Origin of the sequence: Kribbella monticola (assembly GCF_003261635.1) — a bacterium.
GTDB lineage: Bacteria > Actinomycetota > Actinomycetes > Propionibacteriales > Kribbellaceae > Kribbella > Kribbella monticola.
The window spans coordinates 70,459-84,087 of sequence record NZ_QFXK01000038.1 but is presented as its reverse complement, the minus strand read 5'-3'; the positions used below and the strand labels follow the sequence as shown (position 1 = coordinate 84,087).

At 68.4% G+C, this 13,629-nt stretch carries 10 protein-coding genes; 6 read left to right on the top strand and 4 right to left on the bottom strand.

All coding sequences use genetic code 11. From position 1 onward, the window contains the following. Positions 1 to 34 precede the first annotated feature (34 nt). Complete coding sequence (locus DIZ26_RS30565) at positions 35 to 1,933, top strand: DUF5107 domain-containing protein (RefSeq protein WP_232828712.1); 1,899 nt, start codon at positions 35 to 37, stop codon at positions 1,931 to 1,933. Positions 1,934 to 2,106: 173 nt separating this feature from the next. Next, positions 2,107 to 2,505, top strand: coding sequence for a DUF3592 domain-containing protein (locus DIZ26_RS30560; protein WP_232828711.1), 399 nt, complete (start codon positions 2,107 to 2,109; stop codon positions 2,503 to 2,505). 186 nt (positions 2,506 to 2,691) lie between these two features. Here DIZ26_RS30560 and DIZ26_RS30555 read toward each other — a convergent pair whose 3' ends face one another. Then, positions 2,692 to 3,339 carry a TetR/AcrR family transcriptional regulator gene (locus DIZ26_RS30555; protein WP_112247866.1) on the bottom strand — a complete coding sequence of 216 codons (648 nt, stop codon included), beginning with the start codon at positions 3,337 to 3,339 and terminating at the stop codon, positions 2,692 to 2,694. A gap of 172 nt (positions 3,340 to 3,511) precedes the next feature. Here DIZ26_RS30555 and DIZ26_RS30550 point away from each other — a divergent pair, with 172 nt between their 5' ends. Both DIZ26_RS30550 and DIZ26_RS30545 read left to right on the top strand, forming a co-directional pair. Continuing rightward, positions 3,512 to 4,684 carry a phosphatidylinositol-specific phospholipase C1-like protein gene (locus DIZ26_RS30550; RefSeq protein ID WP_112247864.1) on the top strand — a complete coding sequence of 391 codons (1,173 nt, stop codon included), beginning with the start codon at positions 3,512 to 3,514 and terminating at the stop codon, positions 4,682 to 4,684. A gap of 7 nt (positions 4,685 to 4,691) precedes the next feature. After that, a complete protein-coding gene (locus DIZ26_RS30545; protein ID WP_112247862.1) occupies positions 4,692 to 5,135 on the top strand; it encodes an OsmC family protein in 444 nt (147 codons plus the stop codon). Positions 5,136 to 5,536: 401 nt separating this feature from the next. Here DIZ26_RS30545 and DIZ26_RS30540 read toward each other — a convergent pair whose 3' ends face one another. Next, complete coding sequence (locus tag DIZ26_RS30540) at positions 5,537 to 6,691, bottom strand: FUSC family protein (protein ID WP_112247860.1); 1,155 nt, start codon at positions 6,689 to 6,691, stop codon at positions 5,537 to 5,539. Between the two features lie 90 nt (positions 6,692 to 6,781). On the opposite strand from DIZ26_RS30540, the gene DIZ26_RS30535 reads away from it, so the two are divergent. Continuing rightward, positions 6,782 to 7,285: a DUF5709 domain-containing protein gene (locus tag DIZ26_RS30535; RefSeq protein ID WP_112247858.1), complete on the top strand. Its 504-nt coding sequence runs from the start codon at positions 6,782 to 6,784 to the stop codon at positions 7,283 to 7,285. A 491-nt stretch (positions 7,286 to 7,776) separates the two neighbouring features. On the opposite strand, the gene DIZ26_RS30530 is transcribed toward DIZ26_RS30535, so the two are convergent. After that, entirely contained in the window at positions 7,777 to 9,105 is a 1,329-nt protein-coding gene (locus DIZ26_RS30530; RefSeq protein WP_112247856.1) for a cytochrome P450, read from the bottom strand. Between the two features lie 116 nt (positions 9,106 to 9,221). On the opposite strand from DIZ26_RS30530, the gene DIZ26_RS30525 reads away from it, so the two are divergent. Next, the gene (locus DIZ26_RS30525; RefSeq protein ID WP_112247854.1) at positions 9,222 to 10,109 is read left to right on the top strand and encodes an aminoglycoside phosphotransferase family protein; all 888 of its coding nucleotides are present in this window, start codon (positions 9,222 to 9,224) and stop codon (positions 10,107 to 10,109) included. A gap of 370 nt (positions 10,110 to 10,479) precedes the next feature. Here DIZ26_RS30525 and DIZ26_RS30520 read toward each other — a convergent pair whose 3' ends face one another. Then, on the bottom strand, positions 10,480 to 13,503 hold the full coding sequence (locus DIZ26_RS30520; protein WP_112247852.1) for an alpha-mannosidase: 3,024 nt from the start codon (positions 13,501 to 13,503) through the stop codon (positions 10,480 to 10,482). Positions 13,504 to 13,629 lie beyond the last annotated feature (126 nt).

Sequence of the window (13,629 nt, the reverse complement as noted above, 5' to 3'; positions counted from 1 at the left end):
ACTAGACCTGCGCGAAGTTGCCAGAATGAGGGCTGTGACGATCCTTTTTGCGCAAGATCTGGTTCTGCCCGCCGCCGCGCTCGGACCGGAGAATCCGCTACCGCCGATCCACCAGGTCGGCCGCCCGCCGCTCGGCAACCTGGCCGAGCTGCCCGCGGAGCTGCAGCAGAACGCGCAGTACGGCGGACTGAGCAACCCGCTGCCCTGCCTCCTCCAGGACAACTACGACCGTCACCTCGTCGACCGGCCGATCCCCACGCTCGTACTGGAGAACGACCATCTGCGCGCAACGATCCTGCCGTCGCTCGGCGGTCGCCTCTACTCGCTCGTGCACAAGCCGAGCGGCCAGGAACTGCTCTATCGCAACCCGGTGCTCCAGCCGGCCAACCTCGCCCTCCGCGACGCCTGGTTCGCAGGCGGCGTCGAGTGGAACCTCGGCAGCACCGGACACTGGACCGGCACCTGCTCACCGATGCACGCTGCCCGCGTCGAAGGCCCGGACGGTACGCCGATCCTGCGACTGTGGGAGTGGGAACGCACCCGCAACCTCGTCACCCAACTCGACTTCTGGCTCCCGGAGAACTCGGAGTTCCTGTACGTCGGCGCGCGGATCCAGAATCCGTCGAGCGACCCGGCTCCGGCGTACTGGTGGTCGAACATCGCCGTCGAGCAGACTCCGCAGACCCGCGTCCTGGTGCCCGCGGACCAGGCCTGGCAGCACGGCTACAGCAACCGGCTCGATCTCGTCGACGTTCCGGTACTAGAGGGCGTGGACCTCAGCTACCCGATGCGGCACAAGCGTGCGATCGACTTCTTCTTCGAACCGGTACCGGAGCAGCAGCCCTGGATCACGGCACTCGATGCCGAAGGCAACGGGTTGGTGCAGACCTCGACTGCGCGCCTTCAAGGCCGGAAGATGTTCGTCTGGGGTGAGAGCCGCGGCGGTCATCGCTGGCAGGAGTGGCTGTCGCCAGGCAAGCAAGGCGATGGGTACTGCGAGATCCAGGCCGGCCTGGCGCGGACCCAGCTCGAGCACTTGAAGTTGCCTGCCGCAACGAACTGGCATTGGCTGGAAGCTTACGGCCGCCTCGACGTCGATCCAGGGGTCGCGCATGCGGAGGATTGGGTGACTGCTCGAACCGGCGTCGGTGAGCTTCTCGAGTCATTGCTCAGCGCAACCGAATTGGCGGAGCGGGAAAGCAGCTGGCTGACGGTCGCCGACGCTGCTCCGGTGGAAAGCTTGTTCGCCGGTGCCGGTTGGGGAGCGCTCGAGTTGCGCCGTACCGGATGGAAGGTGTCGAGCGGCACACCGTTCGCCGACGACACCATGTCCGAACGCGAGCGGGCCTGGTTGCCTGCGCTCGAAGGGCGGATGCCGCTGCGCGACGGAGCGCCGGACGGAACCTTGGTCGGCTGGCGTGAACTTCTCGAAGCGGTCGAAGACGACAACTGGCTTGTCTGGTACCACCGCGGCGTCGCCCGTTGGTACGCCGGCGATCGGGACGGCGCGATCACCGCTTGGCACAAATCCGGGTACAACCCCTGGGCCGTGCGGAACTTGGCGATCGCCACCAGTGACGACTCGTACTACGAACGGGCGGTGGAACTCTGTTCGCCGCAGCGTGCCGAGTTGATCGCCGAGGCGATGAACGCCTGTCTCGCTGCCGGTCAGCCGGACCGGGCCCAACGCATCTTGGAGCAAGCCGATCAGGTCGGAGCGGATCCGAGAGTCCGCCTTGCCCGGGTCCGGCTGCTTCTGCTCAGCGGCGATCCGGCGGGAGCAGAGGCGCTGCTGGACGAGGGGATCGAGCTGCCCGGCCTTCGCGAGGGCGAGAACGATCTGGCCGGGTTGTGGCGGGAGATCCAGAGTCGCCTGGGCACGGACCGGCCCGTGCCGACGCAGTACGAGTTCAGCATGTTGGGCGATTCGTAGCGTCCCGGTCATCGCCTGCTGCCCCGAGCTTCGGTGACGACTGGAAGTCTTTTCTCGAAAGGTGGGAACCGGCCACTTCCGGGCAGCGTCAGAACCGTCGTGCGGGAGGGCCGCACAGCTGTATCGACAACGACGACCGCGCCGCTGCGGGCGGCGCGTCGGGGGTGAGTGCCATGTTGACTATCGTTGTATTCGGTGGGTTCGGCCTGGTGCTGCTGGTCGCAGCATGCATCGTGGCAGATGTGGTCGCGGGAGCGAGGCGTCGCGATCCGGGTGAGGAGAAGACGGCGGGGCGGGTCGTGCGGGTCCGGGGCCCGATCCGGGGTCAGTTGGTCGGCGGTGCGCCGGCGGAGTACGTCGAGGTCACCGTCGAGTACTACACGCGGCACGGCGAGGGGCCGTTCGAGGTTCAGCGCAAGGTGCCGGTGAACAGCAGGCTGGTCTACACCAAGGACGACCGGGTGATCGTGAGCTACGACGTACGGACGCCCCGTCGGGCCAGGATCGCGGGCCGGGTCAGCCACTGGCCCCAGCTCGGGCCGCGATCATCGGACCCTGTTCCACAGCCCTAGACCAACCTTGCCTGGGACGATTCCCAGGAGCCGGCCAGACCGGTGTACCCGATCCCTCGCCCGAGTGGCGGGGGCGTTTTGATTCTTGATCGTGTAGTTCTTCACCTGCTCGAGCCGACCTCCCTGGCTCGAGCAGCGCGGCGGCGGATCCGCCGCCGCGGCCGGGCCGCCGTCAACAGGCCGCGGCTACGGGAGGTGGGGCTCGAGCAGGCGATGCAGCGCCGGGCGTCCTTGGGACAGCACGTACTCCGAGGCATCGGCCGGCAGCCGGTCCGCCAGGTGGGCCAGCGCCTCGCCCATCGCGATCGTCAGCGTCACGCTCAGCCGGAACTCGTGACTGTCCCGGGCCCCGAACCGCGAGCTGAGCAGCTCGGCGAACTCGTCCGCGTGCTGGTCGTCGAACTCGCCGGGCGTCGCCTCCAGCTCCGGATCGCCGAGTCCGCTCAGCACGACAGCGCGGAAGCCGGGATCGGTGCGGTGCATCTCCCGGAAGGTGTCCAAGGTGACGTCGACGGCCTGCCGCCAGTCCTCGACGAGGGCCAGCCGCTCCCGGACCGCCTCGGTGTAGCGGTGCTGATTGCGGCGCTCGATGGCCTGGATCAGGGTGCGTTTGTCCGGGAAGTACCGGTAGACGCTGCCGACCGCGATCTCTGCGCGCTTGGCGATGGTGCTGGTGGACGCCGCGTCGTACCCGCGCTCGACCACCTCGGCACAAGCGGCGTCCAGGATCCGCTCGACCTGGCGGCTGGCCCGGTCCTGGGTCGGGGTCCGGCGCAACGGATAGGCCGTTTCGCCGCCCGAGGCCTGGTCCGCGCCGGCTGAAGTGGTGACCATGGCCTCATTGTGCCCCGCGGAAGCGACAACGTTGCCAAAACACCGGGTGATGTCATCAACCTGTGTGTAACTCCGCTGGTCCCTGCCATGACAGCTTTCGTCCAGCTCAGTGACACCGGTCTGGACCAGACTCTTCCCCAGATCCACCGCCAGATCTTTTAAGGAGATCCAGATGCAGATCGGCACCAAGATGGTCGCGGGACTCGCGTCCGCGACCGTCGCCCTGGGAGGCCTGGCCGGCTCGGCCCTGGCCCCCGCCAAGCACACGCCGGACACCCTGCGGACCGCGGGCAGTTCGGGGCTGCGGATGAACCAGGTCCAGCAGATCGGTTCCCACAACTCCTACCACCGTGAGCTCAGCCCGGCCGAGCAGGCCGTGCAGAAGCAGCAGAACCCCGGCTCGGTGGACCTGTGGTACTCCCATGCCCCGATCCAGCAGCAGTTGCAGGACCAGCGCGTCCGGACACTCGAGTTCGACCTGTTCCCGGACCCGGCCGGCGGCCTGTACACGTACCCGCTGATCCGCAAGCTGACCGGCCAGGGTCCGCTCACCGATCCGGCGCTGGCCCAGCCCGGCATCAAGGTGATGCACATCCCGGACTTCGACTACAACACCAACTGCCGCACGTTCGTGATCTGCCTGCAGCAGGTCAAGAGCTGGACCGACCAGCACCCGAACGCCGCGCCGATCTCGATCAACCTCGAGCTGAAGCAGTCCGACCCGAACGTGGTCGCGGCCGGTGGCGTCAAGGCTCCGCCGTGGGACCTGACCAACCTGAACAGCGTCGACACCGAGATCCGCTCGGTCTTCGCCGCGGGCGACCTGATCACCCCCGACAACGTCCGCAAGGACGGCCTGACGCTCGAGCAGTCGGTGCTGACCAAGGGCTGGCCGAGCCTGGCCAGTGCCCGCGGCAAGGTGATGTTCTACTTCGACAACGGCGGCCCGGGCGAGCTCCGCGACCTGTACCGCGAGGGCAGGCCGAACCTGGAGGGCCGGGCCGTCTTCACCCGCGGTCCCGAGGGCGAGCCGGACGCGGCGATCACCGAGGTGAACGACCCGCGCGGGGCGAACACCGCCGAGATCCAGCGGCTGGTGAAGAAGGGCTACCTGGTCCGGACGCGCTCCGACGAGCCGCTGTCGACGATCCGGGCGAACGAGACCAGCCGAGTCGGAGTCGCCCTGGCGAGCGGTGCGCAGTACGTGACGACCGACTTCCCGGTGGCGGGGATGGCCGCGCGGTACGACAGTGACTTCGTCGCTCAGCTGCCCGGGCGCGCCGCCGTACGATGCAATCCGGTGACGGCACCGGCCAAGGTGCTGGCCGCAATCTCGGAGGGATGAGCGCGACATGTCGGAGCACGTGGTCGATGTCAGCTGGAGCCGCGGTGAGCACGAGTTCACCTACGACACCTACAGCCGGGACCACGAGTGGCGCTTCGACGGCGGGATCACGGTGCCCGGGTCCGCCAATCCGGCGTACCGGGGCAGTCCCGGGCCGGTCGACCCCGAAGAGGCGTTCGTGGCGGCCTTGTCGTCCTGCCACATGCTGACGTTCCTGTCGATCGCGGCGAAGAAGCGGCTGGTGGTCGACTCGTACGACGACCACGCGGTCGGCGTGATGGCCAAGAACGCGGCCGGCAAGCTGGCGATCACGCACGTGACGCTGCACCCGAAGATCACCTTCGCCGGGCCGACGCCGGACGCGGAGACGCTGGAGCGGATCCATCACCTGTCGCACGAGGAGTGCTTCATCGCGAACTCGGTGACCACCGAGATCACGGTCGTCCAGTAGCCCAGACACCCAAAAAACCACCCGCCGGTCGGCCCTGAGCCTCGCGCAAGCGGCGTCAGGACTGACTCGGCGGGTGGTTTGGGGTGCTCCCTCTGTGGTGAGAGCACCGGTGACGGTGCAGGCGACGCTGCGCACAAGGGCGCCTCTTGCGTCGTGCGACCTCCGTGCGGTCTACCTCGGTGGGGGAGACCGTCCGGGTGCGTCGCCTGCCCGTCCGTCCGGTTCGCGCCTTTACTGCTCGGCGGCGGCGTCGAACTGGTCGTCGGGGGCGGCGTCGGCCGCGGGAGTCTCGCCGGTCTGCTCAGCGGCGAGAACGCTCATCAATCGGTGGATCGTCATGCCAGTGAGACGCACGCGGACCCGGGGTATGACGGAGATTCCGGAAAACTTTTTGGTGTGACCTACTTCTCATCCAGTCCGTCTGGTCTCAGCGGGACCAGGTCGCGGGCTTCCTCGTAGGTCGCACCGGTCAGTTCCAGGAGGTCGACGATCGTCGAGCGGATCTGGCCGAGCACCACCACGGCGGACAGACCGGCGGGCGTGGGCAGGTCCGCAGTACGGCGGCCGAGTTCGCCGAGGACCCGGTGGGCTGCCACGTCGGCGGCCGGTTCGAACAGGGACTCCGCGATCAGCCGGGTACCGTCGGCGAGGCGTTCGAGCAGTTGCGGGTATTCGGCGGGGATCTGCTCGCCTCGCCAGACGGCGACCGCCGCCCGGCGTACCAGGACCCGGATGTTGCGGATCGCCCGGTCCAGCGGGACGACCAGGTCGGCGACTTCCTGAACCCGGCCGCGATGCCGCCGCCGGAACGGGGACATCCGGACCACCGCGACCCCTTCGGATGCGGCGCTACGGAGATCGTCGAGCAGGGATTCGCTCTCCCGGGCACGACGCAAGGCGTCGGTCAGGTCGCTCTCGTCGTGGTTGCGCAGCCCGTCGGCCGTCTCGACCAGGAGGGAGGCGAGCTCGTTCAGTACGCCGGTGGCTTGTTGCCGAGGGCGACGAATCGCCGCGGCGGGCGCGATCGTTGCCGCGGCCAACGCCACGACGCCGCCGAGCGCCGCATCCAGCCAGCGGCTGAACCCGGCCCCCGGATCGGGCAGCAAGGTGGTGACCATCGCCGCCTGTACGCCGGCCTGCGTGACCATCAGGTTGCCCGCGCCGAGCAGTACGGCGACGCTCATCGCCAGCGCGACGACGAAGACGATCTGCGGGATCCCGGTACCGAACATCTTGACGAACAGGTCGCCGACCCCGACCCCGACAGCCACACCGACCATCACCTCGGCAACCCGGCGCAACCGCTGCCCGAAGCTGAACCCGAGGCAGACCATTGCCGCGACCGGCGCGAAGAACGGCATTTTGTGACCGACCACATAGCGGGCCAATCCCCACGCGACGCCGGCGGCGAGCGCGCACTGGGCGATGAAGAACGCCCGGTTGCGCCAACGGTCGACGCGACGGCGTACGGAGGCTCTGGACCGGCGAGCGGCCTGCGGGGCGACGTCGTCGCGCAGCTCACGCAGCTGTTCCAGGGTCAGCCTGACCGGATCCATCACACCATCATGGAGTACGCCGTACGCCGTCCGGGGGACACGGCCGCGCTCTGCCTTGATTCAGCTCCCCTGGACGGTCAGGGTGGGGGCATGACCGAGAACAACCGTGAGGACTACGGCAGCTACAGCGTCGACGACGAGGACCAGCTGCAGCCCGAGGACACGCTGAACGACCGCGGCGTGGACGACCTGCTGGACGAGGGCTACTCGCCGCCGGAGAAGTGGTCCGCGGGAGAAGGCTTCGGTACCACCGCCGACGAGGCGCTGGAAGGCGAGACCCTGGACCAGCGGATCGCTCAGGAGGAGCCCGACATCGACCCGTACGCCGAGGAGGACGAGAACGTCGGCGGTCCCGAGGTCGGCGAGGCCCGCTCCGGCCGGCTCGTCGCACCGGACGAAGGCGCCCACTCCGACCTCGAGAAGGACCTGGTCGCCGAGGACGTCGGCTTCGACGGCGCCGGCGCGAGCGCCGAGGAAGCAGCCGTCCACGTCGTCAACGACGACGAACCCTTCGTACTCGACGACGAGGACGAAACCGACATCGAGGACGTCCGCGACGTAGACCTGGGCGACATCGGCGACCTGGAGGACTGAATCCTTTGAGCTGAGGCGGTCTGCCCCACGCCGCCGCCTACGGTCGCTCCTCCGTCGCGCCCTCCGCCGCCTGGCTCCCACCCACCCGGCGCCGCGGGCTCCTCCGTCGCCCGCTCAATGGGTGCCTGGCTGAGGTTGCAGGTAAGGCGGCCATGGTGACCTCTGATGACTCCTCGCGGCGAGCCCCTCGTGCCTGGTGCTCGCCGCCAGGGTGCGACGACCTGCTACCCCGGCCGTGGCGCGTCAGAGGTGGAACCTGCGTGGGTCACGTGTTTCTCGACTTTAAGAGCACAAGCAGTACCTAGCAGGGATCGGCGCTGAGCGCCAACCCAACGGGCTACGCGACGTTCAGCCAGCGGGGCCGGTGAGATGCGTGCGGACACCCGCTGCTGGACCACGAGCAAGCTGCAGCTAGGCGGCGGCGCGCCCACGGACTGAGCAGGGCGGCGGAGGAGCCTGCGACCCGGCGTGGGTTCGACAGCCTCAGCTGGTTAGCGGGGGGTGATGGTGATTTCGCAGCCGCGGGCGGGGACGAGGGTTACGTTGCGGGGTTGGGTTTTTTCTGGTTCGGGGCGGGGGGCGTGGACGTCGTAGCGGGTGAGGGCGGCGCGGAGGATTTCGGTTGCTTCTAGCAACGAGAAGCCGGCGCCGATGCAGCGGCGGGCACCGCCGCCGAAGGGGATCCAGGTGCCTGGTGCGGGCGGGTTCGGGCCAAGGAAGCGGTCCGGCTTGAATTCGGACACGGCGGGGAAGTGCTGCTCGTCGCTTTGTACGAGGCCGATCGCGGCCATCAGGGTCGTTCCGCGCGGCAGGCGGTAGCCGGCGATCTCTACCGTCTCGGTGACGCGGCGGCCCACCTGGTACACGACAGGGTGCAGCCGCATCGACTCCTTGGTGATCGCTTCCAGGTACTCGTCGTCGCCCTCGTCGGCGGCTCGTTGTCCGGCTCGCAACAGCTCTGGGTCTCTGGCCAGTTCGTGGAATGCCCACGCCAGCGCCGTCGCCGTGGTCTCGTGGCCGGCCAGTAGCAGGGTGACCAGTTGATCTCTGAGTTCGATGTCGGACAAGATGCCGGCGGCAAGCAAACGCGAGAGCACGTCGTTGCGCTCGGCAAGGTTTTGCTGGGAGCGCCGGGTCGCGATCTCGTCGTACAGGATCGCGTCGACCTCGCGCTGGATCTCCAGATAGGTTCGCCAGGGACGCATGCGCAGCAAGCGCGGATAGAAGCCGCCGAGCATGATGATCGGACGGACCGCGACGATCCGCTCGAGCAGCGGCCGGAGCTGGGCCAGCCGGTCCTGGTCGGTGACGCCGAAGACGACCTGCAGGATGACCTCGAGTGTCAGGGTGCGCGTTCGCTCGTGCAGCTTGAAGGTTTCACCGATCGGCCAGGTGGCGACCTCGGCACGGGCCAGGCGGCCGATCATCTCGCGGTAGCCGCGCAAGGCGCTGCCGTTGAAGGCGGGCATCAGTTGGCGGCGCATCCGGGCGTGATCGTCGTCGTCGATCAGCAGCAGCGAGTGCTGGCCCATGATCGGAGCGAGCACGGTGTTGCCTTCGCCCGCGTGCATCACCTTCGGCGAGGCGCCGAACACCTCGCGGATGTGCTCGGGCCGGCTGAGCACCACGACCACCCGGCTGCCTGGTACGAGGCGGATCGTGAAGACATCGCCGTACCGGGCTCTCAGCCGTGGGAAGAAGGTCTTGCGATGCCCCGCGAACAGAAAGGTCTGCACCAGCGTCGGCAACCGCGACCCGGGTGGCAGAGATCGAGCCGTCTCCCGGTCAAGCGTGCGCGATCCCAGCAAGGGCGTCGTCATGCCACCTCCCACCTCCAGCGTCCCTCCCACGCTACGTCAGCCCGGTGAACGCCAGGTGGCGTCCACACCACCGCCGTCGGAGAGCCGAACTCGGGCCGGAATACTAGGTTGGCGGTGTGAGCCTCGACATCCCTGACCAAGTCCGCAAGACGGTCATAGCTGACGGGAACGAAGCCTGGCTCGATGAACTGCCTGGTGTGGTCGATTCGCTGGCTCAGGAATGGTCTCTGATGATCGGGTCCAGCTTGGCGGGCGGTCATGCCGCCCTGGTCCTCGAGGTAACGCTGGTTGACGGAACTCCGGCGGTCCTCAAGATCGGTGTGCCAGGTCGGGACGTCGGGCCGGAGGCCATGGCGTTGCGGCTGGCCAATGGAGAGGGATGCGCCAAGCTGTTGGGCGAAGACGTGAGTCGGCAAGCCCTTTTGCTGGAACGTCTTGGGGCACCGATGTACGACGTCGTCGCCGACCCTGCGAGCCGCCACGCCTTGCTGTGCGAAGTGGCGGTTCGCCTGTGGCGTCCGGTGGGTCCCGACAGTGACCTTCCAACCGGCGCGAACTTGGCTGAGCAGTACGCCGATCGGCTGCCAAAGCTCTGGGAGCAGGCGGGCCGACCGTGTTCGCCGGCCACCGTGGCGGACGCACTGGACTGTATGAATCGTCGTCGCCTTGCCCATGACGATCGGTCCGCGGTTCTGGTCCACGGCGATATCCACGAGCTGAACGCCCTGCAAGCGAGTGACGGCAGCTACAAGCTCATCGACCCAACCGGGCTGCGGGCCGAACCCGCGTGCGATCTCGGCACCATCGTGCGTTGCAACCCGGACCTCGGGGATGACCTCCGGGTGCGGACCGAACAGCTGGCTTCTCGTACGGGCGTGGACGCCACCGCCATCTGGGAATGGGGAACCATCCACCGAGTCGTCAGCGGCGTCTACGCCTGCAGCATCGGCTTCCAACCCTTCGGCGACCTCCTCCTGGCCGAAGCCGACCGCCTCACGGCGTAGTCACCGGATCGGGCAGCAGTCCCAACCCTCCGTCCCGTGACGCCCGGCACGAAGCTCGCGGACGCGACGTCCACCACCGCCGTCAAACAGCCATCTGATCACGAGCGACGGCTGGAGTACTTGGCCGAGCCGGTAGCGACCATTGATTGAGAATGGTCAAGGACACTGGCGCAGAGAGCGTCGAGAGTTCCCTGGCAAGCAGCGCTGACCTAGTTGGCTTTGAGGCGATGGACAGGCTTCCGAGTTCGTTTGGAAACAACGCCAGCCAGGCACCCACTGAGCGGGCGACGGAGGAGCCCGCGACCCGGGGCGGGTGGGCTGGACGACAGCAGGGCCGCCCGGGACTGGGCGGCCCTGCTGTTTGGGGGTGTCAGGCGCGGGTGAAGCGGAGGGTGAGGATTTGGAAGGGGCGGAGGTCCAGGGCGACTGTGCCGTTGACGAGGTCGTGGTCGGTGAGAGTGCGTTCGAGGAGGTCGACCTCGGTGACCGCGCCGGCTTGGAAACCTGGGGTGATGGTGGCGCGGGAGCGGCCGCCGGAGGACTCGTAGAGGCGGACGATGACGTCGCCGGACTGGTCGTCGGCCAGCTTGACGGCCTCGACGATCACGTTGCCGTTGTCGATGGCAACGATCGGGTCGACGCCCGCCGCACCGGTGACGACGCGCTCCGGCAGATTGATCCGGTAGCCCTCCTCGATCGCCTCGGGGATCCCGGCGCCGACCACCAGCGCGTGGTTGACGACGTGCAGCCCCTGGTCGGTCTGCGGATCGGGGAAGCGCGGCGCCCGGATCAGCGACGTACGGATCGTGGTCGTCGTTCCGCCGTCCGCGCGCGCGGTGCGGTTGACGTCATGCCCGTACGTCGAGTCGTTCACCACCGCGACGCCGTAGCCGGGCTCGCCGACGTGGACCCAGCGGTGCGCCGCGATCTCGAACTTCGCCGCGTCCCACGAGGTGTTCTGGTGGGTCGGCCGGAAGATGTGCCCGAACTGGGTCTCCGAGGCGGACCGGTCGGCGTGCACGTCCACCGGGTACGCCGCCTTGAGGAACTTCTCCGACTCGTGCCAGTCCATCGCCGTCTCGATGTCGACCCGCTTGGCGCCCGGCCGCAACCGCAGCGTCTGGGTGACGCTGGACCGGTTGAAGGACCGCTTCACCACGACGGTGGCGACCCCGTCCTCGACCGAGAAGTCGACGGTGTCGACCTCGGTGATGTCGCGGACGGTGTTCTTGTAGAACGAGTCGACGTCCCAGGCATCCCACTGGTTCGGGGTGTCGACGTGCAGCTGCAGCAGGTTCGCGGCGGTGCCCGGTGCGATCACCTCGCGGTCGGCGGCCACGTCGTACAGGCTGGTGATCAGGCCGCGGTCGTCGACGGTGACCCGGATCAGGCCGTTGTCGAGGACCTGGCCGTCGATCGTGGCGGCCTGGCCCGCGCCGGTGGTGATCCCGGCGCCGAGACCGGGGACGCCCTCGCGGCCGTGCGGGGCGGCGTTGAAGACGACCTGGTTCGAGCCCTCGCCGGCCAGCGCTTGCTGGGCCTTGGCGATGATCGCCTCGAGCTCCTCGGCCAGCCTCGCGTACGTCGCTTCGGCCTCGCGGTGCACCCAGGCGATCGAGCTGCCGGGGAGGATGTCGTGGAACTGGTTCAGCAGCACGGCCTTCCAGATCCGGTCCAGCTCCTCGTACGGGTAGCTGTCGAGCTTGCCGGCGACCACGGCGGCCGTGGACCACAGCTCGGCCTCGCGCAGCAGGTGCTCGCTGCGACGGTTGCCCTGCTTGGTCTTGGCCTGTGAGGTGTACGTCGCGCGGTGGATCTCCAGGTAGAGCTCACCCGACCAAACCGGGGCGTCCGGGTACTCCTCCTGGGCGGCGCTGAAGAACTCGGTCGGCGACTCGATCGTCACCCGCGGCGAGGACTCCAGGTTCGCCACCCGGCGGGCGGTCGCGATGAACTCACGGGTGGGGCCGCCACCGCCGTCGCCGTACCCGAACGGAGCCAGCGAACGCGTCGCCGCACCGTTCTCGGCGAAGTTGCGCTGCGCACGGGCCAGCTCGCGGCCGGACAGGTCGGAGTTGTAGGTGTCGATCGGCGGGAAGTGCGTGAACACCTGGGTGCCGTCTAGACCCTCCCACCAGAAGGTGTGGTGCGGGAACTTGTTCTTCTGGTTCCAGGAGATCTTCTGGGTCAGGAACCACTTCGAACCGGACAGCTTCACCAGCTGCGGCAGCGCCGCGGTGTAGCCGAACGAGTCCGGCAACCACACTTCCTGGGTGTCGATCCCGTACTCGTCCAGGAAGAACCGCTTGCCGTGCACGAACTGCCGGGCCAGCGCCTCGCCGCCGGGCAGGTTGGTGTCGGACTCGACCCACATCCCGCCGACCGGAACAATGGTGCCCTCGGCAACGGCCTTCTTCAGCCGCTCCCAGATCTCGGGGTAGTTCTCCTTCACCCACGCGTGCTGCTGCGCCTGGGAGAAGGCGAAGACGAGTTCGGGATACTCCTCGGCGAGCGTCGCGACGTTGGAAACCGTGCGGGCCACCTTGCGGCGGGTCTCGCGCAGCGGCCAGAGCCAGGCCGAGTCGATGTGCGCGTGACCGACCGCGGAGATCTGGTGAGCACTGGCGTGCGCGGGACGGCTCAGTACGTCGGTGAGCTCGGCGCGCGCGTCAGCCGCAGTACCGGCGACGTCTTCGTAGTCCAGTACGTCGAGGGCGCGGCTGAGCGCACGGAGGATCTCACGGCTGCGCGGCTCCTGCGGGGCCAGTTCCTGCTGCAGGCTGTTGAGTGCCTCCAGGTCGAGGATCAGGTCCCACACCTCGGCGTTGAAGACGGCCAGGTCGGCGCGGGTGAGCTGGTAGATCGGCTTGCCGCCCGGCTCCGGCTTGGCGCCGAGGTCGGCGGAGATCGGAGCGAACGCGTTCCAGCCCAGTACTTCGGGGTTGGCGGCCGCCTCGACGTAGAACTCGATCGAGTCGCCGGGCGACGCAGCCGTACCGTCCGGGCCGAGGATCGACAGCGGCGCGTAGGTCTGGCGCGGGTGCAGGCCCTTCAGCGGGACGCCCTTGGTGGTGTGCACCAGGCCCTCCGCGGAAAAGCCCGGGCCGCCGCTGAAGCCGAGGTCGATGACGGCCTCGATCTCGCGGCCGGCCCACTCGGCCGGCACCTGGCCGCTGAAGTGGAACCACGCAGTGCCCCACGGAGCACCCCAGGGCAGGCCGATCTCGGCGGGCTCATAGCTGGCCGCCAGCGCTTCTGCGGGGGACACCGGCTCACCGGGCGCATGCCACACCTTGATGTCCAGCGGGACGGCCGCGCCGTAGATCGCGGGGCGGATCCGCTCCCGCAGGGCGCGCTGGAGCCGCTCCTCGATGAGTTGACGGTCGTCGTGCACGAAATCATCCTCCGATGACGGGGTGGTGCTCAGTGGGTAGACGCGGCCTTCACGGCCGACTGTGTTGACAACGCTGTCACACCAGGTGGGGGCCCGTCCAGACCTGTTCGCTCGCGTACGCGCGGT

What these genes read in the sequence shown, in the direction of transcription:
- DIZ26_RS30530 (WP_112247856.1), bottom strand. Translation starts at nt 9,105, where the DNA reads ATGACGACGCCCTTGCTGGGATCGCGCACGCTTGACCGGGAGACGGCT.
- DIZ26_RS30560 (WP_232828711.1), top strand. Translation starts at nt 2,107, where the DNA reads ATGTTGACTATCGTTGTATTCGGTGGGTTCGGCCTGGTGCTGCTGGTC.
- DIZ26_RS30555 (WP_112247866.1), bottom strand. Translation starts at nt 3,339, where the DNA reads ATGGTCACCACTTCAGCCGGCGCGGACCAGGCCTCGGGCGGCGAAACG.
- DIZ26_RS30535 (WP_112247858.1), top strand. Translation starts at nt 6,782, where the DNA reads ATGACCGAGAACAACCGTGAGGACTACGGCAGCTACAGCGTCGACGAC.
- DIZ26_RS30540 (WP_112247860.1), bottom strand. Translation starts at nt 6,691, where the DNA reads ATGGATCCGGTCAGGCTGACCCTGGAACAGCTGCGTGAGCTGCGCGAC.
- DIZ26_RS30550 (WP_112247864.1), top strand. Translation starts at nt 3,512, where the DNA reads ATGCAGATCGGCACCAAGATGGTCGCGGGACTCGCGTCCGCGACCGTC.
- DIZ26_RS30545 (WP_112247862.1), top strand. Translation starts at nt 4,692, where the DNA reads ATGTCGGAGCACGTGGTCGATGTCAGCTGGAGCCGCGGTGAGCACGAG.